The organism is Peptoniphilus sp. KCTC 25270, from assembly GCF_021012875.1.
Classification (GTDB): domain Bacteria; phylum Bacillota; class Clostridia; order Tissierellales; family Peptoniphilaceae; genus JAJMZJ01.
On sequence record NZ_JAJMZJ010000001.1, the window covers coordinates 385,341 to 409,005 of the forward strand.

Annotated in this window: 26 protein-coding genes and 1 other RNA gene; 26 read left to right on the forward strand and 1 reads right to left on the reverse strand. The window is 36.5% G+C overall.

All coding sequences use genetic code 11. From position 1 onward, the window contains the following. The first annotated feature begins 82 nt into the window (after positions 1–82). The 26 genes from dnaJ to rnpB all read left to right on the forward strand — a co-directional run bounded on the left by dnaJ (position 83) and on the right by rnpB (position 22,005). A complete protein-coding gene (gene dnaJ / locus LQU94_RS01815) occupies positions 83–1,213 on the forward strand; it encodes a molecular chaperone DnaJ (RefSeq protein WP_230634689.1) in 1,131 nt (376 codons plus the stop codon). Positions 1,214–1,221: 8 nt separating this feature from the next. After that, positions 1,222–2,139: a 50S ribosomal protein L11 methyltransferase gene (prmA, locus tag LQU94_RS01820; protein WP_230634691.1), complete on the forward strand. Its 918-nt coding sequence runs from the start codon at positions 1,222–1,224 to the stop codon at positions 2,137–2,139. Further along, a complete protein-coding gene (locus LQU94_RS01825; protein WP_230634693.1) occupies positions 2,136–2,873 on the forward strand; it encodes a 16S rRNA (uracil(1498)-N(3))-methyltransferase in 738 nt (245 codons plus the stop codon). The genes prmA and LQU94_RS01825 overlap by 4 nt, the downstream gene beginning before the upstream one ends. Continuing rightward, on the forward strand, positions 2,860–4,167 hold the full coding sequence (mtaB, locus tag LQU94_RS01830) for a tRNA (N(6)-L-threonylcarbamoyladenosine(37)-C(2))-methylthiotransferase MtaB (protein ID WP_230634695.1): 1,308 nt from the start codon (positions 2,860–2,862) through the stop codon (positions 4,165–4,167). The genes LQU94_RS01825 and mtaB overlap by 14 nt, the downstream gene beginning before the upstream one ends. Beyond that, entirely contained in the window at positions 4,167–4,505 is a 339-nt protein-coding gene (locus tag LQU94_RS01835; protein ID WP_230634697.1) for a histidine triad nucleotide-binding protein, read from the forward strand. The genes mtaB and LQU94_RS01835 overlap by 1 nt, the downstream gene beginning before the upstream one ends. Positions 4,506–4,637: 132 nt before the next feature. Beyond that, positions 4,638–4,817, forward strand: coding sequence for a 30S ribosomal protein S21 (rpsU, locus tag LQU94_RS01840; RefSeq protein WP_230634699.1), 180 nt, complete (start codon positions 4,638–4,640; stop codon positions 4,815–4,817). 16 nt (positions 4,818–4,833) lie between these two features. After that, positions 4,834–5,277, forward strand: a complete 444-nt coding sequence (locus LQU94_RS01845; RefSeq protein WP_230634701.1) for a GatB/YqeY domain-containing protein — start codon at positions 4,834–4,836, stop codon at positions 5,275–5,277. A 104-nt stretch (positions 5,278–5,381) separates the two neighbouring features. Continuing rightward, entirely contained in the window at positions 5,382–6,101 is a 720-nt protein-coding gene (locus tag LQU94_RS01850; protein ID WP_230634703.1) for an NfeD family protein, read from the forward strand. A gap of 3 nt (positions 6,102–6,104) precedes the next feature. Then, a complete protein-coding gene (gene floA, locus LQU94_RS01855) occupies positions 6,105–7,109 on the forward strand; it encodes a flotillin-like protein FloA (protein WP_230634705.1) in 1,005 nt (334 codons plus the stop codon). Further along, positions 7,093–7,611 carry a hypothetical protein gene (locus tag LQU94_RS01860; RefSeq protein WP_230634707.1) on the forward strand — a complete coding sequence of 173 codons (519 nt, stop codon included), beginning with the start codon at positions 7,093–7,095 and terminating at the stop codon, positions 7,609–7,611. Before floA ends, LQU94_RS01860 begins: the two co-directional genes overlap by 17 nt. A gap of 14 nt (positions 7,612–7,625) precedes the next feature. Beyond that, positions 7,626–8,648: a PhoH family protein gene (locus LQU94_RS01865; RefSeq protein ID WP_230634709.1), complete on the forward strand. Its 1,023-nt coding sequence runs from the start codon at positions 7,626–7,628 to the stop codon at positions 8,646–8,648. Then, positions 8,641–9,093: an rRNA maturation RNase YbeY gene (gene ybeY / locus LQU94_RS01870; protein WP_230634712.1), complete on the forward strand. Its 453-nt coding sequence runs from the start codon at positions 8,641–8,643 to the stop codon at positions 9,091–9,093. Before LQU94_RS01865 ends, ybeY begins: the two co-directional genes overlap by 8 nt. Continuing rightward, a complete protein-coding gene (locus LQU94_RS01875) occupies positions 9,090–9,797 on the forward strand; it encodes a diacylglycerol kinase (protein ID WP_230634713.1) in 708 nt (235 codons plus the stop codon). The genes ybeY and LQU94_RS01875 overlap by 4 nt, the downstream gene beginning before the upstream one ends. A 1-nt stretch (position 9,798) precedes the next feature. Continuing rightward, positions 9,799–10,200: a cytidine deaminase gene (cdd, locus tag LQU94_RS01880; RefSeq protein WP_230634714.1), complete on the forward strand. Its 402-nt coding sequence runs from the start codon at positions 9,799–9,801 to the stop codon at positions 10,198–10,200. Continuing rightward, entirely contained in the window at positions 10,193–11,083 is an 891-nt protein-coding gene (gene era, locus LQU94_RS01885; RefSeq protein WP_230634715.1) for a GTPase Era, read from the forward strand. The genes cdd and era overlap by 8 nt, the downstream gene beginning before the upstream one ends. Further along, positions 11,070–11,792 carry a DNA repair protein RecO gene (gene recO / locus LQU94_RS01890; protein ID WP_230634716.1) on the forward strand — a complete coding sequence of 241 codons (723 nt, stop codon included), beginning with the start codon at positions 11,070–11,072 and terminating at the stop codon, positions 11,790–11,792. The genes era and recO overlap by 14 nt, the downstream gene beginning before the upstream one ends. Positions 11,793–11,808: 16 nt before the next feature. Continuing rightward, the gene (gene glyQ, locus LQU94_RS01895; protein ID WP_230634717.1) at positions 11,809–12,699 is read left to right on the forward strand and encodes a glycine--tRNA ligase subunit alpha; all 891 of its coding nucleotides are present in this window, start codon (positions 11,809–11,811) and stop codon (positions 12,697–12,699) included. Continuing rightward, positions 12,689–14,785 carry a glycine--tRNA ligase subunit beta gene (gene glyS, locus LQU94_RS01900; protein WP_230634718.1) on the forward strand — a complete coding sequence of 699 codons (2,097 nt, stop codon included), beginning with the start codon at positions 12,689–12,691 and terminating at the stop codon, positions 14,783–14,785. Before glyQ ends, glyS begins: the two co-directional genes overlap by 11 nt. Before the next feature lie 10 nt (positions 14,786–14,795). Further along, the gene (locus LQU94_RS01905; RefSeq protein ID WP_230634719.1) at positions 14,796–15,419 is read left to right on the forward strand and encodes a helix-turn-helix transcriptional regulator; all 624 of its coding nucleotides are present in this window, start codon (positions 14,796–14,798) and stop codon (positions 15,417–15,419) included. Then, positions 15,412–16,257 carry a pyruvate, water dikinase regulatory protein gene (locus tag LQU94_RS01910; RefSeq protein WP_230634721.1) on the forward strand — a complete coding sequence of 282 codons (846 nt, stop codon included), beginning with the start codon at positions 15,412–15,414 and terminating at the stop codon, positions 16,255–16,257. The genes LQU94_RS01905 and LQU94_RS01910 overlap by 8 nt, the downstream gene beginning before the upstream one ends. Before the next feature lie 19 nt (positions 16,258–16,276). Next, positions 16,277–17,290 carry a deoxyguanosinetriphosphate triphosphohydrolase gene (locus LQU94_RS01915; RefSeq protein ID WP_230634723.1) on the forward strand — a complete coding sequence of 338 codons (1,014 nt, stop codon included), beginning with the start codon at positions 16,277–16,279 and terminating at the stop codon, positions 17,288–17,290. Between the two features lie 9 nt (positions 17,291–17,299). Further along, positions 17,300–19,105 (forward strand): DNA primase, encoded by a 1,806-nt coding sequence (gene dnaG / locus LQU94_RS01920; protein WP_230634725.1) that lies wholly within the window; start codon positions 17,300–17,302, stop codon positions 19,103–19,105. Between the two features lie 4 nt (positions 19,106–19,109). Continuing rightward, on the forward strand, positions 19,110–20,237 hold the full coding sequence (rpoD, locus tag LQU94_RS01925) for an RNA polymerase sigma factor RpoD (protein WP_230696350.1): 1,128 nt from the start codon (positions 19,110–19,112) through the stop codon (positions 20,235–20,237). Next, positions 20,234–20,893 (forward strand): class I SAM-dependent methyltransferase, encoded by a 660-nt coding sequence (locus tag LQU94_RS01930; protein ID WP_230634728.1) that lies wholly within the window; start codon positions 20,234–20,236, stop codon positions 20,891–20,893. The genes rpoD and LQU94_RS01930 overlap by 4 nt, the downstream gene beginning before the upstream one ends. Beyond that, positions 20,886–21,653: a Nif3-like dinuclear metal center hexameric protein gene (locus LQU94_RS01935; protein WP_230634731.1), complete on the forward strand. Its 768-nt coding sequence runs from the start codon at positions 20,886–20,888 to the stop codon at positions 21,651–21,653. Before LQU94_RS01930 ends, LQU94_RS01935 begins: the two co-directional genes overlap by 8 nt. A gap of 20 nt (positions 21,654–21,673) precedes the next feature. Beyond that, an RNA gene (gene rnpB, locus LQU94_RS01940) (RNase P RNA component class A) lies at positions 21,674–22,005 on the forward strand. 190 nt (positions 22,006–22,195) lie between these two features. On the opposite strand, the gene LQU94_RS01945 is transcribed toward rnpB, so the two are convergent. After that, positions 22,196–23,512 (reverse strand): aspartate kinase, encoded by a 1,317-nt coding sequence (locus tag LQU94_RS01945; RefSeq protein ID WP_230634733.1) that lies wholly within the window; start codon positions 23,510–23,512, stop codon positions 22,196–22,198. Positions 23,513–23,665 lie beyond the last annotated feature (153 nt).

Genomic DNA, 23,665 nt, shown 5'->3' on the forward strand with positions numbered 1-23,665 from the left:
TAATCTAGCTTTCAATACTTTTCAATTGTTGAAAAATAAGGTAAAATTATATATTTGAAGGAATAGATTATGGAAGGTGCTTATGAGAGATTTTTACGAATTATTAGAGATAGAAAAAACAGCAACGAAAGCAGAAATAAAAAAAGCCTATCGAAAAAAAGCAAAACAATGTCATCCTGATTTGCATCCAGGGGATGAGGAGGCAGAAAGAACGTTTAAGGAAGTAAATTTTGCCTACGAAGTTTTATCCGATGAGCAAAAACGAAAAACTTACGATATGTATGGAGAAGAAGGCTTACGATCCGATTTTGGTGCACAAGGAGGCGCTGGATTTGGTGGATTCGGAGATTTCTTTGGAGATATTTTCGATATGTTTGGCGGCGGATTCTCTGCGAATTTTAACAGTGGAAATCAAGCCAAAGCTCCTCGTCAAGGGGGAGATATCCAATACAATTTACGCTTAACTTTTAAGGAAGCCGTATTTGGGGCAAAAAAAGAAATCACGATTCGAAGAATTGAAGAATGTAGTCACTGTCATGGAACAGGAGCAGAAGAAGGATCGGAAGTTCACAAATGTGAAAATTGTGGAGGAAGTGGACAAGTTCGTGAAGGAAGAAATTCAGCCTTTGGACGTTTTGTTCAAGTTGTGCCCTGTCCTGTTTGTGGAGGAACAGGAGAGATTATTGAAGAACCATGTAAAAAATGCAATGGAGTGGGAAAAGAATATTTCAATCGGAAAATAGAAGTAAATATTCCTGCAGGCGTGGACAGTCGAAGTGTGATTACTTTGCGAGGAGAAGGACACGTTGGAGAAAACGGCGGACAACCAGGATCCATTTACGTATATTTGGAAATTGAAGAAGACGAAATTTTCAAGAGAAACGGTTCGGATTTGTTTGTGGAAATCCCTATTCGTTATTCCGATGCCGTATTAGGGGGAACCATTAAAGTTCCTACTCTAGAAAAAATCATGGACTATGAAATACCAGCGGGAACAAGTGGAGGAGAAACTTTCCGAGTGAAAGGACAGGGTGTACCTTTCTTACGGAGGGAAGGAAAGGGCGATTTGTATTTCAAAGTAGAAATCATCGTTCCTCAAAAAGTTTCTCAAGAAGAACGAGAACTTTTGGAATCTTTGCGAGATTTATCGGGTAATCAAATAAAAGAACAAGAAAAAGGATTTTTTGCGAAATTAAAAGATTTATTTGACTAGGAGTTCTTATGAATTATATAAAAATACAAATCACTACAGAAATTGAGAGACAAAACGAATTGATCCTACTTTTAGATGGATTCGGCGTGGAACAGTATGAAGAAATGAGTCATGAAGTAGTGGCAGAACTAGGAAGAGATGAATTTTCTTGGGATTATGTAGATCCGGAGATTCTAAACATTTCGGAAGAAATGTATCAAGTCACTTTCTATTTAACAGAACACGAGAAAGAGTTAGCCAAAAAAATTCAAGAGGAAATTGAAGGTAAGGATTTTGGAACCATTTCTATGGAAGAAATTGAAGAAGAAGATTGGGCGAATAACTGGAAAGAATACTTCCATCCGATTCCAATTGACGAAACTCTTACCATCGTTCCAACATGGGAAGAATATCATCCAAGAGAAGGAGAAAAAGTCATTACAATCGATCCAGGGATGGCTTTTGGAAGCGGAACCCATGAGACAACATTTATGTGTATGGAAGCTTTAGCAAAATATGTGCATTCGGGAAATACTGTATTTGATATTGGTTGTGGAAGTGGAATTTTATCTCTTGTAGCAGCGAAAAAAGGAGCCAAAAAAGTTTTGGGAATCGATTTGGATCCTGTCTGCGTATCGGCTTCCAATCAAAATGTCGCTTTGAACCAAATGGAAGATCAAATTACCATTTTAGAAGGAGATTTGTTCCAAGTGGTAAAAGGCCAAGCAGACATTATTGTATCCAATTTATTTGCTGAGGTAATTGTAGGAATGCTAGAGGATTTGCAAAAGCACATTGTGTCAGAAGGGATTTTTATCTCCTCAGGAATTTTGGCTGAAAAAGCAGATTTAGTAAAAAACGCATTAGTAGATTTAGGATATGAAATCTTAGAAGATCATGTAAAGGGAGAATGGGCCTGTGTTGTTGCGAAAGCAGGAAAAAAATGAGACATTTCTTTGTAAACAATCCCATAAATGAAGATGGATATGTGTTTTTATCCCAAGAAGATAGCAATCATCTCCTTCGCGTATTGCGCTGGCCATTAGGAAAAGAATTGAGTGTTTCCATCAATGGAAAACAATATTTAGGGATTTTTGAAAAAGAAGAAAATTCTTTAGCCAAAATTTTCATTGTAAAAGAAATTGTAGGGGAAAGAAAGACGGCAGAATTGGTTTTATGCCAAGGGGTTGCCAAGGGACAAAAAATGGAATCCATACTTATTCATGGAACAGAAGTAGGAGTGGACCATTTTATTCCGATGCAAATGGATCACTGTGTTTCGGATTTACGGAAAAAATATTCTTCTAAGAAACAAAGATATGAAAAAATTGTTTTAGAAGCAGCAAAACAATCCAATCGCCTTGAAGTTCCTACAGTGAATGAGCTTTATACAGTGGATCAATTATTGGAAGAATTACAGGAAAAAGACGGAATCGTTCTTTGTTATGAAAATGAAGAAGACCTTGGGTTAGAATCTCTAGAATTAGAAAATTTTGAACGAGTTTTTCTTATTATTGGTCCTGAAGGAGGAATCTCCAATAGAGAATTGGAGCTTTTGGAAGAGAAGAAAGCAAAGATCGTATCTCTAGGGAACCGAATTTTACGAACAGAAACCGCAGCGATTGTGGCAAGTTATACCTTAAAACGAATGATAGAAAGGCAAACCATTGAATCGATTTAATACAAAAACACTGGGTTGTAAAGTAAATCACTATGAAACCGAAGCCATAGAAGAAATTTTAGAAAAAAGTGGATTTGAGAAAGTTTCCTCTGAAGAACCAGCCGATGTTACCATTATCAATACTTGTACCGTAACGAATATGAGCGATCGAAAGAGTCGCCAAATCATTCGAAAAGCGAAGCGTCTAAGCCCTAACAGTGTGGTTGTAGTTTTGGGTTGTTACGCGCAAGTTTCTCCAGAAGAAATCGAAAAAATTCCAGAAGTGGACATTATTATGGGGACATCTGGTCGTGAGAAGTTGCCAGAATATATTCGAGAAGTACAGATGGATCAAAAGCAGATTATAGCGGTCAAAGACTATGTTCAAAGTAGCGAATTTGAAAGTTTGTCCATTGAAAATACTTCGGATCGAACTCGTGCTTATATGAAGGTCCAAGACGGATGCAATCAATATTGTTCTTATTGCATTATTCCCTATGCAAGAGGGTTTATCCGTTCCCGAGATTTGGAGGATTCTGTCGCGGAAGCAAAAAGATTACAGGAACAGGGATTTAAGGAAATTGTTTTAACAGGAATTCATGTGGGAAGTTATGGGAAAGATTTAGAAGGAGATTTGCAATTGATCGATTTAATCGAAGCCATTGCAAAAGTTGAAGGGATTCATAGAATCCGTTTATCTTCTGTTGAACCAATGACCATAACCGGTGCATTTATGAAACGGTATGTAGATACAAAAAAAGGGATGGACCATTTTCATCTAAGTCTACAAAGCGGCTGTAATAAAGTTCTAAAAGAAATGAACCGGAAATACACGGTGGAAGAGTATAAAGAAAAAGTAGATTTGATTCGAAAATATATGCCAAGAGCAGGTATTACGACCGATATTATTGTAGGATTTCCTGGAGAAACAGAAGAAGAATTTTTAGAAACCCAAGAATATGTAAAAGAAATAGGGTTTTCACGAATTCATGTCTTCCCTTATTCTCCAAGAAAAGGAACGCCTGCTGCAAAACGGAAAGATCAAATTCATGGGGATGAAAAACAGTCTAGAAGCCATCGCTTGATTGAAACGGGTGAAGAAATGGCTTTGGAATTTATTAAAAAGAATGTAGAAACTCCTTTGGAAACTTTATTTGAAATGGAAGAAGAAGGATGGATTTATGGCTATACATCCAATTACATTCGTGTAAAAGCAAAAGCGGAAAAAAATAGGAATAATACCCTAGGACGTGTTAAAATAAAAGAAGTAGGAACGGAACCTGTATTGGCAGAAGTGCTAGAGGAGGATGAATAATGGATTGTTTATTTTGTAAAATAATCGCTGGAGAAATTCCATCCAATGCATTATATGAAGACGAGAAAATGTATGCTTTTTATGACATTGATCCTCAATCGCCTGTGCATTTTTTGGTGATTCCTAAAAAACACATTGCATCAGTGGATGATTTGGAAGAGGAAGATGCACAACTTGTGGGAGAAATTTTTCTAAAGATTAAAGAACTAGCAAAAAAAGAAAATTTAGACAATGGATATCGTGTAATTACCAATATTGGTGAAGATGGAGGACAGACAGTTCCCCATTTGCACTTCCATGTTTTAGGCGGTCGCTCTTTACAATGGCCACCAGGTTAAAAATAATTTCAGATATATCCCTTAAATCTTATGAAAGTCTTGAAAAATCAATTCAGAGAGTGTATAATGGATAAGAATTTAATCAATGAAAATTGATAAAATCACTCTTTTCAAAAGAGGGGAGGGAAATCCGTGTCAGAAATTCGCGTAGGTGAAAATGAGTCTTTAGAATCTGCTCTTAAGAGATTTAAAAGACAATGTGCTTCTAGTGGTGTTCTAAAAGAAGTTCGTAAGCGTGAGCATTACGAAAAACCAAGTGTTAAAAGAAAGAAAAAATCGGAAGAAGCACGTAGAAAGAAAAAGAAATATTAATTGAGAAGGTGTTATTATGTCTTTGAAAGATAAACTCATGGAAGATCTTAAGTCAGCTATGAAAAACAAGGACAAAAAACGTAAGGATACGATTACAATGGTTCGTGCTGCGATTAAGCAAAAAGAAGTAGACGAACGCATTGAACTTGGTGACGATGATATTCTTGATATCATTGCAAAACAAGTAAAAGAACGTAATGCTAGTATTGAAGAATTCAAAAAAGGCGACCGTCAAGACTTGATTGATGAAACCAAGGAAGAAATTGAAATCCTATTGAACTATTTACCAGAACAGTTAACCGAAGAGGAATTGGAAGCGATGATTCGTGAAATTCTTGAAGAAAAACAAATAACTGAAAAGAAACAAATGGGTCTTTTGATGAAGGAAATTATGCCTAAAATCAAAGGAAAAGCCGATGGTAAATTGGTCAATAAAATTGCGGCACGCATACTAGAATAAATTAACCCGGGGGGCAACTCTCCGGGTTAATTTTCGATTAAGGCATATTTCCAACGGGTATATTTTCAATATATTGTGGAGTATTGTAACTGAAAGGAGAATCTATGAAGAAGTCCGTTTTTACTTTGCTTTTTCTCCTGTTTTTCATTATGCCAGATTCGTTTGTAATGGCGCAGGGGATACAGAACCCGGTTTTTTATCATTTTCTTGGAAATCCTTATATTGCAGGGCTCCTTATAACGATAGGGCTGATTTCTTTTGTAGTAGAAGTTTTCACTCCAGGATTTGGTTTAGGAGGATTTATTAGTGCCATTTGTTTCCTACTTTTCTTTATTGGGAGTATAGGACTAGGAATCGGATCGATTTTTGCGGTTGTTTTATTTATTGTGGCAATTTTATTGATTGGATTAGAACTAATTGTGCCAGGATTTGGACTGCCAGGAATTGGCGGTATCGTTTCTTTTGTTGCATCGATCGTTTTGTCTATGAGAAGTATTGAAGCAGCGGCAGCAACCTTAGGTATTTCTTTTTTCTTATCCTTTTTAACTTCTTATTTTTTAATCAAAGCAGGAATGCGTTCCGAGTGGTTAAACCGGGTGGTTCTACCCAACTCCTTTATTTCTTTGCAAGCAGAAGAAAAGGAAAGATTGGAAGTAGGACAACTTGGGAGTAGCAAATCCACACTGCGTCCCTCCGGAATAGGGACTTTTAATGGAGAAGAATATTCCGTTATTACAGAGGGAAGTTTTATCGGTTCAGGAGAAGAAATCGTAGTAGTTAAGATTGTTGGCAACACATATTATGTGAGAGAGAAGGGAGAATAACTCATGGGAGGATTTGGAACTATTTTTGGGATTTTTGGAATCATTGCCATAATAATACTTTTGATTGTCTTTTTTACCTTTGTGCCTATTGGTTTATGGATTACGGCGTTTTTCTCAGGGGTAAAAATTCGTATTTCCACATTGATTGGTATGCGTTTAAGACGGGTGCGTCCAGGAAGAATTGTAAATCCTATGATCAAGGCTACAAAAGCAGGATTGGACTTGCAAATTGAAAATTTAGAAGGCCACTATTTGGCTGGTGGAAATGTAAATACTCTTGTGGATGCATTGATTGCAGCTCAGCGAGCAGAGATTCCGTTGGAATTTGAACGAGCAGCAGCCATTGATTTGGCAGGTAGAAATGTATTGGAAGCCGTTCAAGTAAGTGTAAATCCAAAAGTAATTGAAACCCCAAATATTTCAGCGGTTGCACAAGATGGGATTGAAGTGGTAGTAAAAGCAAAAGTAACCGTAAGAGCCAACATTGACCGCTTAGTTGGGGGAGCTGGAGAAGAAACCATTATTGCTCGTGTTGGAGAAGGAATTGTAACAACGGTAGGTTCTTCTATGAGTTATAAAGGAGTTTTGGAGAATCCAGATTCCATTTCTAAGGTAGTGTTAAATAAAGGGTTGGACTCCGGAACGGCTTATGAAATTTTATCAATTGATATTGCAGATGTAGATGTAGCTAGAAATATCGGGGCTCGTTTGCAAACAGATCAAGCCGAGGCTGATAAGCGAATTGCGGAAGCGAAAGCATCTGAAAGACGTGCTATGGCTATGGCCAGAGAACAAGAAATGCGCGCAGAAGTAGAAGCCATGAGAGCAAGAGTAGTTGAAGCCGAATCAGAAGTTCCATTGGCTTTAGCAAATGCTTTGAAATCAGGGAATTTAGGCGTTTTAGATTATTACAAAATGCAAAATATTCAAAGCGATACAAAAATGAGAGAATCCTTGTCCAAAGGAAAATCATTGAATTCAGGTAAAGACAATGGAAACCAGTCTTGATACTCTTTTTGATTTGGTGGTTCCCTTCGCCTTTATTGTGATTTCTATAATAAGCGCTGCGAAAAAGAAAAAACGGCAAGAAGATAGGGAGGAAATTCCTAAGAAAAAGCAAAGAGAAAGATTTTCGAAAAAAGAAGCCATAAAAACCATTCAAGAGTATCAGAAACAATCGGATCCTTTCCGAAACGTAGAGAGAAAACCTTCTTTGGCGAGTTCCAATATGGAGTCGATGGAGCTGAAAAGTCAGAATCAGGAAAAGGAATGGTTAAAAAGCAAAGAATCTTCGTTGCCTAAAAAATATGCACAAAAAACAAATATGTCTTTTGAAAAAGAAGAGGAAGAATGGGATCCAAACCTTTCAGAAAATCCTTCCTTTGATTTTCATAAGAGAGAGGAAGAGAAGTCTGATTTTTCTTTGGATCATTACGATTTGCGAGAGGCCATGATACTAAGTGAAATTTTAGGAAAACCAAAATCTATGAAAGAAGAAGATTTATATTAAAGGAGTCGTGTGTATTGACAGAGCAAATACAAAAAACGATTGAAATTGAAAATACAAGACAGAGCAAAGAACTTTTTGGAGAGCTAGATGCCAATGTGAAGAAGTTGGAAGAGGCTTTTTCCGTTCAAATCTCCAATCGAGATCAGAGTATTGAAATCGTAGGGGAAGAAGAAGCGGTTCGAAAAGCAGAAATTGTCTTAGAAAATTTGAAGATGGCTTTGGAACGCCAAAAGCACATAGAATTAAGAGACGTGGAGTATAGTATCGATCTTGTAAATGAGGGGATTGAAGATTCCATTACGGAATTATTAGATGATGTAATTGTCTATACGGAAATGGGTCGCCCTTTGCGTCCGAAAACTTTAGGGCAAAAGCGTTATTTGGATGCGATTCGAAGAAACGACATCGTTTTTGGGATTGGTCCTGCGGGAACCGGGAAAACCTATATTGCTATGGCCAATGCCGTAAAAGCTTTCAAAAATAAGGAAGTGAATCGAATCATTTTGACTCGGCCTGCTGTTGAGGCAGGAGAAAGCTTAGGATTTCTTCCAGGAGATTTACAGATGAAAGTAGATCCTTATCTTCGTCCCTTATATGATGCTTTGTTTGAAATTATGGGTCATGAAACCTTCAATAAGTACATGGAAAAAGGAATGATTGAAGTGGCGCCTTTGGCTTATATGCGTGGGCGTACTTTGGATAATTCTTACGTAATTTTAGATGAAGCACAAAATACAACCAATGAACAGATGAAGATGTTTTTAACTCGTTTGGGATATGGATCAAAAGCCATTATTACGGGAGATATTACTCAAATTGACTTGCCCAGAGGGAAGCAATCTGGGCTAAAATCTGTATTAAAGATATTAAAAGGCGTTAAAGGCATTGAGATTGTTCGTTTAGGGCGTACAGATATTGTCCGTCATCCTTTGGTACAACGAATTATCGATGCCTATGAAAAAGCCGATCGAGAAAAAGAAGAAAAAGAAAAGAAAAAGAAACCGGCTGTTATAGAGGAAAAGAAAGAAAATGATTGATTTTTATATAGATGATCGACAAGTAGACTTTCCTGTAACAGAAAAAGAAATAGAATTTACGAAAAATCTTTTAACTTTTGGAATTGAATACTTAGACAAAACGGAACAGATAGAAGTATCTGTTAGTTTTGTTGACGATGAAGAAATTCAACAGTTAAATCGAGAATATCGTGGTATAGACAAGGTTACAGACGTCTTAAGCTTTCCTCTTTGCGAAGAGTATGACGGTAGAAAGCAACTAGGGGATATCGTCGTAAACACGAAGCAATTGGAAAGACAAGCGAAGGAATTTGGTCATTCTTATCGAAGAGAGTTGATGTATCTTGTAATTCATAGTCTTTTGCATTTATATGGTTACGATCATATGGAAGAGGAAGACAAAAAAGTTATGCGACAATTGGAAGAAGAAATTATTGAACAGTTTGAGGAAGGAAGAGTATTGTGAAACGAGGGAATTTTATTAAGTCCTTTAATTATGCAGTACAAGGAATCATCAGCTCTATTACTACAGAAAGAAATATGAAATTTCACTATCTGGCGGCAATTGGTGTAATTCTTTTTAGTTTGCTCTTCAATCTAAGTCGCATAGAATTTATGTTATTGCTTTTTGCTGTAACTCTTGTTGTTGTTATGGAGTTGATGAATACTGCTATTGAGCGAACCATTGACATGATTACTCAGGAATATCATCCAGTAGCAAAGCTAGTAAAAGATATAAGTGCTGGCGCTGTATTGATTGTATCCTTAAATGCAGCGGTCATTGCTTATATATTATTTTTTGACCGCATTATAGGACTAAGTGACGTTTTGCTAATTCGTTTGAAAAATTCAGGTCATCATCTCACTTTTGTTGCAATCTTATTGGTCGTTATTTTTACCGTAGGATTTAAGACTTTGTACAAAAGAAAAAGTGGGGGAACTCCTTTTCAAGGAGGAGCCGTTAGTGGTCATTCCGCGTTGGCCTTTTGTATGGCAGCTTCAATAGCATTTCTCTCTATGAACGGATTGGTTGCTGGATTGGCCTTTGGGCTTGCTTTTCTAGTAGCAGAAAGTCGCGTAGAAGGAGAGATACATAAACCTTCAGAAGCTGTATTTGGAGCCATTTTAGGATTGGCTGTGGCGATATTATTATTTATTTGGATGGGATAAAATGGAAAACAAAGAATTGATTCAATTGGCGATAGAGGCACAGAAGAAAGCGTATGTTCCCTATTCAAAATTCTCAGTGGGGGCGGCTGTGTTCACAGACGATGAGCGAGTATTTACAGGGTGCAACATTGAAAATGCTTCATATACGCCTACCATTTGCGCTGAGCGTGTAGCGATTTTCAAGGCAATTAGTGAAGGAAGTAAATCAATTAAGAAAATTGCTATTGTAGCAGGAGATGAAATGGGATATCCTTGTGGCGTTTGTCGACAAGTTATGATGGAATTTGCACAAGAGGCAGAAATTATTGTGGCAAAAAATACAGAAGAGTTTAAGGTGTATTCCTTAAAAGATCTTTTGCCCCATGGATTTGGACCGAAAGATTTGGAGGGATACAATGTATAAATCTGGTTTTGTAGCCGTAGTTGGAAGACCGAACGTTGGGAAAAGTACTTTGTTAAATCAAGTATTAAAACAAAAAATTTCGATTATATCAGATAAGCCACAAACGACAAGAAATAAAATCACGATGATTTATTCCTCTGAAGAGGGGCAAATTGTTTTTTTGGACACACCAGGGATTCAGGCCCCAAGAAATAAATTAGGGGAATATATGTTAAATACGAGTTTCTCTTCTTTAGAGGGTGTAGATGCAATCACTATGTTGGTGGATACTTCTACTTACATTGGACCAAAAGATGAAATGGCCATAGAAGAACTTAGAAAATACAAGGGGAAAATCCCGATTATTCTTCTAATTAATAAAATTGATTTGGTAAAAAAAGAGGATATTCTACCTGTTATTGAAAAGTATAATTCCTATGACTTATTTGATGAAATTGTTCCGATTTCAGCGATGGAAGGAACCAATGTTGAAGAATATATAAAAATCGTTTTTGAAAATTTAGAAGAAGGTCCTCAATATTTTCCAGAAGATATGATAACGGATCAACCAGAAAAGTTTGTCGTGGCTGAAATCATTCGAGAAAAGGGCCTGGAGTTTCTTAAAGAGGAAGTACCTCATGGCTTAGCCATTCGAATCGAATCGATGAAAGAACGAGAAGACCGTCCGTTTTTTGATATAGAGGCCATGATTTATGTAGAGCGAGATAGCCATAAAGCGATTGTTATTGGCAAAGGGGCTTCTATGTTGAAAAAAATTGGAACAGCCGCTCGCAAAGATATTGAATCATTATTAGGAGCTCGCGTAAATTTACAAATTCGTGTGAAAGTTAGTAAAAATTGGCGAGAAAAAGATGAGAAAGTAGCACATTTTGGCTATCAATAAAAAAATGATTACAAAAGCAGTCATTCTTTCAGAAATGAATTATAGTGAATCCAGTAAAATACTTCATGGATATACAGAAGAAAAAGGGAAGATTCCTATAATGGCAAAAGGAGCTCTTCGACCGAAGAGCCCCCTTGTTACCTTAGCTCAAACTTTTGTCCATGGAGAACTTAGCCTATCTTGTGGGAGAAATTTTTATTACTTAAACTCTGGAAGGCTGATTGATTCAAACTTAAATTTAAGAAAAAGCTTTTCAAAGATGATTTACAGTTCTCTACTGGTGGAGCTCGTAAATAAGTCTACATTAGAAGGCCATGGAACAAAAAAGTTGTATGAACTGATTGCAAAGACCTTGAAACTCATTTCCAATTGTGAGGAAAGCAGGGAGTTAGATATTTTATTGGCCTTTTTAATGAAATACGTTACTTTTGTTGGTTATCGTCCGAAACTACCAAGAGAACCGATGGAATCTATGGTGTTTAAGAATCAGGAGGGTGGAATTGTAGAAGGAAGCCCTACTGAAAGTGGAGGAACGGTAATTTCTATAGAGGAGTCTAAATATTTGTCCAATCTTTTACTAAAACCTTTGGATCAAGTTTATTTGGAATTAAATGACAAAGAAAAAAGAAAGCTATTGAATCTTCTGTTGGATTATGCCCAATGGAATTTAGATGTGAAGCAGCTTAATACTTTACAATTTATTTTGTAATAGGAGGAAAACATTCATGCATTTACAAGATATGATGCAACAACTGCAAAACTATTGGAAAGAACAAGGTTGTATTATTTTAGAACCTTATGATATTGAAAAGGGAGCGGGAACCATGAATCCTCATACTTTTTTCAGAGCTTTGGGGCCAGAGCCATGGAAAACAGTATATGTAGAGCCATCTCGCCGTCCAGCAGATGGACGTTATGGTGAGAATCCCAACCGTCTATATCAACATCATCAATTGCAAGTTATTTTGAAACCATCACCAGACAATGTGCAAGAGCTTTACCTAAAGAGCTTGGAAGTGCTAGGAATTGATCCAAAACTTCATGATATTCGATTTGTAGAAGATAACTGGGAATCCCCAACTTTAGGTGCATGGGGCCTTGGCTGGGAAGTTTGGCTAGACGGAATGGAAATCACACAATTCACCTATTTCCAACAAGTGGGCAGTGTAAATTGTGACTTAGAAAGTGCTGAGTTAACCTACGGTTTAGAGCGTATTGCTATGTACTTACAAGATGTAGACAATGTCTATGATATTCAATGGAATGACCAAGTAAAATATGGAGATATCTTCCTAAAAGCAGAATATGAACATTCTAAATATAGTTTTGAAATTGCTGATATTGAAACCCTTCAAAATTTATTTAATGTGTATGAAAAAGAAGCCATTCGCATCTTAGAAGAAGGAATTGTATTACCAGCTTACGATTATGTTTTGAAATGTTCTCATACTTTTAATGTATTGGATGCAAGAGGAGCGATTTCTGTATCTCAAAGGGCTTCTTATATTGGACGTGTGAGAAACTTAGCCCGTTTGGCAGCGGAAAAATATTTGGAACAGAGAGAAGAACTGGGATATCCATTGTTAAAGAAGGAGGCAAATAACGATGAACAATAATATAAATAAATATCTTATTGAAGTAGGCGTGGAAGAATTGCCATCTTCTTATGTGAGCAACGCTTTGAAAGATTTTCAAAACAATGTGGAAAATTTCTTAAAGGAAGAGAATATATCTTTCGAATCGATAGAAGCTTATGCAACGCCTCGTCGTTTGGCTTTGCTTATATCAGGACTACCAGAAGCTCAAGAAAGTGTTGAGTTAGAGGTAAAGGGTCCAACAAAGAAAATTGCTTATAAAGAAGATGGAACCATCAACAAACCACTGGAAGGCTTTATGAAGAGCCAAGGGATTTCTGAAAAAGAATTGGAAATTCGTACATTAAAAGACGTGGAATATGTATATGCTCGCATCCGAAAAGAAGGGAAAAACACAAAAGAAGTTTTATCCGAAATCATTCCGAAATCCATTCGCAAAATTTCATTCCCTAAGACGATGAAATGGGGCGGAAAAAATCTACGATTTGCTCGTCCAATTCGATGGATTTTATCTATTTATAACGATGGAATTTTACATTTTGACTTTGAAGGGATTCCAGTAGGAAATCGCACAAGAGGACATCGATTCTTAGGAAGCGACGACATTCTTGTATCAAATGTAGAAGAATACGAAACAAAATTAGAAGAAAACTATGTGGTATTGGATCAAAAGAAAAGAGAAGAAACCATCTTTTATCAAATCCAACAAATGGCAAAATCTTTAGGTGGAGAAGTAAAACCAGACCCAGATTTATTGGAAGAGTTAACTTATATTGTAGAGTATCCAACTGCGATTTTAGGAAATGTGAAGGAAGAATATCTTCGTTTGCCACCGGTTGTAATTACGACTCCAATGAGAGAACATCTGCGTTTTTCTCCCATTTATAAATCAGAAACAGAATTGATGCCATATTTCATTACTGTACGAAATGGTACAAGTGAACATGCTGATATTGTGGCAAAAGGAAATGAAAAAGTATTGGATGCTCGTTTAGAAGATGCGAAATTCTTCTTTGAAAACGATAGAAAAAAACCTTTGAAAGACTATGTAGATTCATTAAAAGGGATTGTATTCCAAGACAAATTGGGAACAATGTATGACAAGACCAAACGTATTGCCATGATTACAAAAAGAATTGGCGAAAAATTAGGGGTAGGAGAGACAACTCTTCAAGCTTTAGAAAGAGCTTCTTATTTATGTAAAGCAGATTTACAAACCAATATGGTTCAAGAATTTACCGAATTAGAAGGTACTATGGGAAGCATTTATGCCAAAGAAGACAAGGAAAAAGAAATTGTCGCTCAGGCCATTGGGGAACAATATATGCCTCGTTCTTCTGGAGCGGAGCTTCCAGCATCTACAACGGGAACCATCTTATCTATTGCGGATAAATTAGATACTCTATGTGGTTTGTTTGCGATTAATATGATTCCAACGGGAAGTCAGGATCCATTTGCTTTGCGTCGTAGTGTAATCGGTATTTTGCGTATGTTAAATGGAAAAAGTTGGGAATTATCTTTAGAAGAGATGATTGATACCACTTTATTTACCTATATCGATACATGCAATCTTGCTTTTGACAACAATGAAGTGAAACAAAAAATTGTAGATTTTATTTTCGGTCGTATTTCCAATATGTTGAATGAGGAAAACATTCGTTACGATATTGTTCAATCCTTGTCTTTAAGCGAAAAAGATTATGCTATTGATGTATTCCAAAAGGCGAGAGCTTTGAACGAATTCTTAGAAGATGGAGAACACAAGATGTTCTTAGAGGCCGGAAGTCGAATTGGAAATATTGCAGAAAAAGGAAATGAGATTGGAATGGAAATCGATGAAGAGCTTTTATCAGAAGAAGAAAAACCATTGGTAAATGCTCTAAATGGGATAAAAGAAGTTTTCAATACTCATATAAAAAAGAGAGAATATGTTTCTGCCCTTGTTGTATTGGAAACATTGACTCCATATATTCATAAATATTTCGAAGATGTAATGATCATGGTTGAAGAGGAGAAAATCCGTAATAATCGTATTGCATTGATTCGCAACATTGATGAGATGTTTAAGACAATTTTTGATCCTAGAAAAATTGTAACCAACACGTAGGAGGTTCGTTTTGAAACTGACGGATAGGCAACAAGAAATACTTGCTTTGGTAAAAGAGCAGGAACCAATGACAGGGGATGATATTGCCAATAAACTTTCTCTATCTAGGGCAACTATACGGCCAGATTTGACAATATTGACAATGCTTGGATTTCTTGGAGCAAGACCAAAGGTTGGGTACTATTATGAAGGAGATACCAGCGATTTCAAATATATGAGCCAAGTTCAGAATGTTCGAGTGAGAGATTATATGTCTATGCCTGTCGTATTAGAGGAAGATTCCTCTATTTACGACGGCGTAGTTACTATATTTTTAGAAAACATTGGAACAATCTTTGTAACAAGCAATGGAGATTTGGTAGGCTGTGTATCCCGTAAAGATTTATTACGAGCAACGATTGGGAAATTGGCGTTGGAGGTAACTCCTCTGTCCCTAATTATGACTCGAATGCCGAATATTATTTGTATATCACCAGATGATACCATTTATGAAGCAGCAAAAAAAATCAATGCACATCACGTAGATGCGTTGCCTGTAATTGAGAAACAAGGCGATAAGAACAAAGTGATAGGGCGTATAACCAAAACGAATATTACTCGAGTCTTTGTCGAATTAGGAGGACTTTATGAATAACGAAAGAGATTTGTTTTACGATGAACCACCTTTGGTGATTTATGTAATTTCCGATAGCATTGGTGAGACGGGAGAATTAATTGCAAAAGCTTCCGTTCGTCAATTTGAGACAGAAAACTATGAAATTCGTCGTTTCCCTTACCACAATAGCATTGAGCATATTGGCCCATTGTTAGAAGAAGCAGCCAAATTGCCCAAGGCGTTAATTGTGTATACCAATGTAGATATGGAAACGCGTGAATTTATTGAAAGAAAAAAATTGGAATTGAATCTTCATGTAGTGGATGTAATGGGGCATCCCATGAAGGAAATTGAAAGTATTTTACAATATCCTCCAAAACGTGAACCAGGACTAATTCGTAGATTGGACGAAAATTATTTCAAAAAAGTGGAAGCCATTGAGTTTGCCGTGAAATATGACGATGGAAAAGATCCAAGGGGAGTCATTAAGGCCGATATTTGTTTGGTAGGAGTAAGCCGTACTTCAAAGACGCCTTTATCTATGTATTTGGCCCATAAAAATTATAAAGTAGCCAATATTCCATTGGTTCCAGAAGTACCAGTTCCACCAGAAGTATATAAAAAGAATAGAAATCAGGTGTTTGGTCTAGTGGCGAATTCTTCTAAATTGTATACGATTCGAGAAGAAAGACTAAAAGCCATGGGATTAAATTCTACCGCAAAATATGCCAATGTAGACCGAATCAAAGATGAAGTAAATTATTCAAAAGAAATAATGAAAGATATTGGATGTGTAATGATTGATGTTTCCAATAAAGCCATTGAGGAAACTGCAGAAATTATCATAGCCCATTATAAAAAATTTGTTCAAAAATAAAGGGGAATAGAGGTGTAGCATGTACGGGCGTGAACGATGGGAACGTATTGAAAATGAGATATTAGCAAAAGAAGCAACCCATTCTATCCAATCCAAAGGAAGAAAGTATGAAGAAAAAGAATGCGATATGCGAACTTGTTTCCAGAGAGATAGAGACCGCATTATTCATTCCAAATCTTTTCGCCGTCTAAAGCATAAAACCCATGTGTTTATTGCACCAGAAGGAGATCACTATCGTACAAGGCTCACTCATACTTTAGAGGTGGCACAAATTGGACGTACTATTGCAAGGGGATTGGCTCTAAATGAAGATTTAGTGGAGGCGATTGCTTTGGGACACGATTTAGGTCATACGCCTTTTGGACACACGGGCGAAGCCGTATTGAACGATTTGAATCCGAAGGGATTTCGCCACAATTTGCACAGTTTACGAGTGGTAGATTATTTGGAACACAAGGGAAATCGCCCTGGGCTGAATTTGACGTGGGAAGTAAGGGATGGAATTAGAAATCATTCAGGAGAATTTAAGGCACATACTCTTGAAGGAGAGATTATAAAAATCGCCGATCGAATTGCTTATATTAACCACGATATAGATGATGCAATACGAGCTCACGTATTGAAATTAGAAGATATTCCTAGAGAATATTTAGAAATTCTAGGGGAGAGTCATTCGGACCGGATTGATACAATGATTGGCTCCATTATAGAATCGAGCCAATCTATGGAAAAAATTCAGATGGATGAAAGGGTAGGAGAGGCAACTTTAGATCTTAGAACGTATATGTTTGATCATGTTTATTACAACACAACAGTAAAAAGTGAAGATCAAAAAGTTCGAATTATTTTGGAGCAAATTTATAATTACTACAAAGCAAATATGGATAAATTGCCTAATGAATTCTTAATTCATGGAGAAAATGAATTGTCAGATGATGACCGCATTACCGACTATATAGCCGGTATGACAGACCGTTTTGCAATTCATTGTTGGAAAGATTTATTTATGCCTAGATATTGGTCCACAATGTAAGGAGGCCATATGGCGAATATTATCAGCGATCAAATCATTGAAGAAGTAAAATCTAGAGTAGATATTGTTGATATAATTAGCAAATATACGGAATTGAAAAAGAAGGGCAATAGTTATATGGGACTTTGCCCTTTCCACAATGAAAAAACCCCTTCTTTCTCTGTTCAGCAAGAGAAAGGATTTTATCATTGCTTCGGCTGTGGAGAAAGTGGAGATGTAATTTCCTTTTTAATGAAAAAGGAAAATATGACATTTATTGAAACCGTAGAAAATTTAGCAGAATCGCTTCACATAGAGTTGACCAAATCCAATCCAATGGACGAAGAAAAAAGAAAAAAAATGGAGCGAATGTACGAGATGTATAGAGAAGCAGCCATTTACTATATGAAAATATTAAGCCGAAACACTTATGGACTGGAATATTTGAAAAGTCGTGGAATTGGACGAGATATTATCATAAAATTTGGATTGGGATTTGCTCCTGCGGGAGGCAGTGAACTGCTAAAGCATCTAAAAAGTAAAGGCTATTCTGAAGAAGAACAATATCAAGGAAATTTACTTTCCTATAGCGAGAAAAACAATCGTTATTTTGATCGGTTTCGAAATCGGATCATGTATCCAATTATCAGCCCCAAAGGAAAAGTAATTGCTTTTGGAGGGCGGGTGATGGATGATTCCATGCCAAAATATTTGAATTCTTCAGAAACCATGATTTTTCATAAAGGGTCCAATTTATATGGTGTAAATATTCTTCAAAAAGAATCCAATCGAGAAAAAGTCTTGTTGGTAGAAGGATATATGGACGTAATTAGTTTGTATAAATCGGGAATTCATTACGCTACAGCTAGTTTAGGTACAGCTTTTACTAGAGAACAGGCAAGAATGATAAAACGTTACGGGAAAGAGATTTATATTTGTTACGATGGGGACCAGGCCGGGATTCAAGCTACGGAGCGAGCCATTCAAGTGTTTTTTAGCGAGAACCTTAAGCCTTGGATCGTTCAATTGCCAAAGGGAATGGATCCAGACGACTATATTCAAAGTCGCGGTTTGTTGGAGTTTGAAATTTTAATCGATAAGGCGATTCCAGCGGTTTTGTTCAAAATAGAACAGCTAGAAAAAGAATTTCAACTTACCAATCCAGAATCCATGTCAAAATTCTTACAAGAAGTTTCAAAAATTATTGGGAATTTGGCCAGTCCGATTGAGCAAGAGTTGTATATAGATAAAGTTTCAGAAATGTATGGAGTTCGAAGAGAAGCGATTCGACAAGAAGTTTTAGGCGGGGCGACAAAAGGAATGAAAATGGAGCCCCCTAAAAAAAGTCAGAATCAAAAAAAGGAAAGTCCCTTCCGAAAGAAAATCGGTCTTTTGTATCTCTATGCTTTAGAATCAGAAGACTTAAAAGAATTGATTAAAGAAAATTCTAAGTGGGTTTGGATATCTAACAATATTGATGTAAGTGCTTTTCATTCCATTGAAAAATTGTATAAAGATAAAATTCGTTCTGGAGAAAAAAGGGGTATACATTTTATAGAAATGCATCCTGAATGGGACGAAACGATTTTGGAAGCTAAGAAATATTTGGATTTAACAAAATCGGATACTATAGTGAATGAATTGTTAGAAGTAATCTATAGGGATAAGTTAAAGGAAAGATCCAACTATTTAGTGGAAAAGATTCATACATTGGAAAATTTGGAAAAAAGTTCAGTAGAAGAAGACATTCAACTTAGGCACGCAATGGATGAACTTTTTGAGATATCGCAACGCCTACATAATGTAGGAGAAGGAGGGACCAATGGAGAAAAATAAATATATGGACGAAAAAAATAAAAAATTGGAGAACAATCCATCGGTAGAAAAATTATTCAAAGATGGGAAGAAAAAGGGTTCTTTAAGTATGGAAGAGATTATTGATGCATTGGACGAGGTGGAGTTAACGGCTGATGAAATGGATGCTGTCTACGCTCACTTAGAGGACCAAGGCGTTGAAATCTTAAAAGAAGACGAAGATACAGACAATAAGGAATTTGACCATATTGATGATAATTCTTCAGATGATGACGATGAAGAAGGAAAAAATAGTGTAGATGATTTAACACCGCCTAAAAATATTGGTGTGGACGATCCCGTTCGTATGTATTTGAAAGAAATTGGTAAAATTCCTCTTTTAACAGCGGAAGAGGAGCGCAATATTGCCATTCGTATGGAAGAAGGGGATGAACTGGCAAAACGTGAATTAGCAGAAGCCAATCTGCGCTTGGTGGTTAGTATTGCCAAAAGATACGTAGGTCGTGGGATGAGTTTCTTGGATTTAATTCAAGAGGGGAATTTAGGTTTGATGAAAGCGGTAGAAAAATTTGATTATACCAAAGGCTTCAAATTTTCAACCTACGCTACATGGTGGATTCGTCAAGCGATAACTCGAGCTATTGCCGATCAAGCTCGTACGATTCGCATTCCTGTTCACATGGTAGAGACTATTAATAAATTGGTTCGTGTACAAAGACAATTGGTACAAGAGTTAGGGAGAGATCCTCAGCCGGAAGAAATTGCTCAGGAAATGGGTTTAACGGTGGATAAGGTACGAGAAATTCAAAAAATCGCCCAAGAACCTGTAAGTTTAGAAACACCTATTGGAGAAGAGGAAGATAGTCATTTGGGAGACTTTATCCCTGATGAAGAAGTTTTATCTCCTCAAGAAGCAGCGACCTTTACCTTACTAAAAGAACAGTTAGAGACTGTATTGACCACTTTAACAGAAAGAGAAAAAAGTGTTTTGATTCTTCGTTTTGGATTGGAAGATGGTAGAGCTAGAACGTTAGAAGAAGTAGGTAAGGAATTTGATGTAACGAGAGAAAGAATTCGTCAGATTGAGGCGAAAGCTTTGCGAAAATTAAGACATCCAAGTCGAAGTAAAAAATTAAAGGATTTTCTAGAATGAAGAATATAAGTGTAAGATTATACGAATTGGCAAAGATGGTGGATTTTACTCCTATTGTTGCCGATATTGGAACAGACCATGGATACATTCCTTATCTTTTGTTAAAAGAAAACAAATGTATGATTGCCATTGCAACGGATATCTCTGAACCAAGCTTGAAAAAGGGCAAAAGTCTACTTGAATCAGAATTTACTCCTTTTCAATACGATTGTCGGGTAGGAGATGGGCTAGAAGTTTTAGAACCTATGGAGGCAAATGCTGTAATTATTGCCGGCATGGGAGGGATTTTGATTTCGGAAGTGTTGGAGAAATCAAAGGAAAAAGCCATGTCCATGGATTATCTTATTTTGCAACCCATGCAAGCAGAAGAAGAGCTTATGGACTATTTAACAAAAGAAGATTATCAATTAATGGAAGTTCGATTGGTGAAGGAAAATAAGAAAATTTATCCTATATTCAAAATGAAGCCTGGAATTTCTGAAGAGATTATTTCATGGGAATCCTTTAAGGAAGATCCATTATTTACGGAATTGTGCCAACATAAAATTCATGTATTTGAAGAAATTGAGGAACAAATCCAAAAGAATTCTGCCGATAAAAAAGGCATAGAAGAAATCCAACAGGAAAAGAGAAAATGGGAGGGGTATCTTGTATAAGATAAAAGAGATCCTTTCTTTCATGGAATCTTGGGCTCCATTGGATTCGCAAGAAGAATGGGATAAATCGGGGAATCAAATTCTTTTTCACAACAAAGAAATAAAAAAAGTTTTGGTGGCGTTGGATGTTACCGATTGCGTAGTAAAAAAAGCCATAGAAGAAGGTTTTGATTTGATTTTGACTCACCATCCTTTCTTATTTGGTGGAATTTCTTATTTTGATGATGAAGATCCCAAAGGAAAATTGATTCTTCCTCTTTTAGAAAACAAGATTTCTGTTTATTCTGCCCATACAAACTTAGATAAAGCAGAGGATGGGGTAAACGACCAATGGATTCAATTGTTGAATTTAGAGAACGTTGAGATGTTATCTGACGAGGAAGAAATTGGTATTGTTGGGGAAGGAAATTATACAACAAAAGCACTCTATGAAAAAATAAAATCCTTAGAAATTCCTCGCATTGTTTGTCATGGAAAACCCAAAGAAGAAATTCATCGAATTGCTGTTTTAGGCGGCTCAGGTGCAGATTATGTTTTGGACGCAGTAAAAAAAGGAGCAGATGTTTTGCTAACGGGGGATGTAACCCATCACAAAGCGCAAGATGCCTATGAAGCAGGGATTATGGTCTTTGATATAGGTCATTACGATAGCGAAAAATTTGTTTTAAGTAAAGCAAAAGAAAAATTGGAAAAAGAATTTTCCACGTTAATTGTGGAAGTCTATGGGAAAAATGATTTTATCTTTTCTATAGAAGAATAATGTGTTAGAATAGTATGGTTCGAGTACATCAGTTAACTGCGCATCGCGAGGAAAGTCCGTGCTCCATAGAGTAAAGATGCCGGATAACGTCCGGTGGGGGCGACCCTAAGGCTAGTGCAACAGAAATATACCGCCATTTCACGATGGTAAGGGTGGAAAGGTGAGGTAAGAGCTCACCAGCACATAGGCGACTATGTGGCTCTGTAAACCCCATCTGGAGCAAGACCAAAAAGGAACAAAAGAGTGGTTACTCGTCACTCCCAAGAGGTAGGTCGCTAGAGCTTCTTGGTGACAAGAAGCCCAGATAGATAGTTAACCAATACAGAACACGGCTTATAGATGTAGTCGAATAAAAAAGACCTGACAGATGTCGGGTCTTTTTTTTTGTATTTTCATTGAAATAGTTCTTAACGCAATAAAATAAATGGTAAAAATAGAAGAAAAAACAAAGTGAAAAAGAATCAATTGTTAGAAATATAAGAACAACTCAGTATAATTTTGGAAAAAAAGAAAACCACCAGGGTACTGGTGGCTTCTATTGTTTATTTGTCTTCAAAGGCATGATAAATAGAATTGATTGCCTTTTCATAATCAGAATTTTTGATGCCGACGATGATATTCATTTCGCTAGCTCCTTGAATAATCATCTGAATGTTGATATTGGACTGTGCCAATGCAGAGAATAATTTGGCAGAAATTCCTACATGATTTTTCATATTTCGCCCAACGACAGTAACAAGGGCGATGTCCTTGTCGACAGTGATAGAATCTGGATTGCAAAAAGTTTTGAATTCATTAATGAGCGCGTCGGTTTTGTTTTGCAAGTATTTGTCGGCTATAATTAGAGATAAGGAATCAATAGAGGATGGCATATGTTCTAAGTAGATGTCATTGGCCTCTAAAACGGTCATTATTTTTCGATGAAAACTCAATTCAGAATTCATTCTCACTTTGGAGATATTAATAACGGTAAAATTTTTTCTTCCTGTAACACCAGTTAGAGTGTGGAAGGTATTGTCTTTGGATTGTTCTTCAACAATAAAGGTACCTTGATCTTCTGGTCTATTTGTATTTCGAATATTAATGGGGATTCCTTTGCTAACTACAGGGAAGATTGCTTCATCATGTAAAATATTCGCTCCGCTATAGGAGAGCTCTCTCAATTCATTGTATGTAATATATTCGATTTGGCGAGGATTTTCCACAATGCGTGGATCAGAAGCCAAGAATCCAGAAACGTCGGTCCAGTTTTCATACAATTTGGCAGAAACGCCACGAGCAATAATGCTTCCTGTTAAATCGCTTCCTCCACGGCTAAAGGTGATGATTTCTCCCGATGGTTTGGCTCCGTAAAATCCTGGAATAACAGCGTGTTCATGTTCCTTTGCCATCTTTTGAATGGCTGCGTAGGATTTTTCTTCATCAAAAGTACCATCTTCACGAAAGAAAATAACATCTTTTGCATCAATAAAATCGTATCCTAAATAATGAGAGAGAACTTTTCCATTTAAGTATTCTCCTCTACTGGAAAGATAATCTTTTGTGGCGCCTTTTTGAATGGAAGCTTCAATGGCTTGAAATTCTTCATCTAAATTTAGATCCAAATGAAGAGACTCGATAATTTGATCGTATCGAACCCGAATCATATCTAATATTTCTTTATAATTTAGATTATGGCTTGCCATATTATACAATAGATACAATAAATCTGTAACCTTCTGATCTTCTTTGCTGACTTTACCAGGCGCAGAAGGAATAATATATTTCCGATCGTCACAAGAAGTAACAATATTTTTTACTTTTTCAAATTGTTGGCCGTTGGCCAAAGAGCTACCACCAAATTTTGCTACAATACACATTCTTTACCCTCCTAAAAATACTATTCTTTTATTGTATGACTTAGGGGAAAAAATAGCAAGGGAATTTAACACTTTAATGAAATAAAGGAAATGATTTCGATTCTTTACAAGGGGTAGGGGAACTTTTATAATAATTTATAAGTGAGACATAAG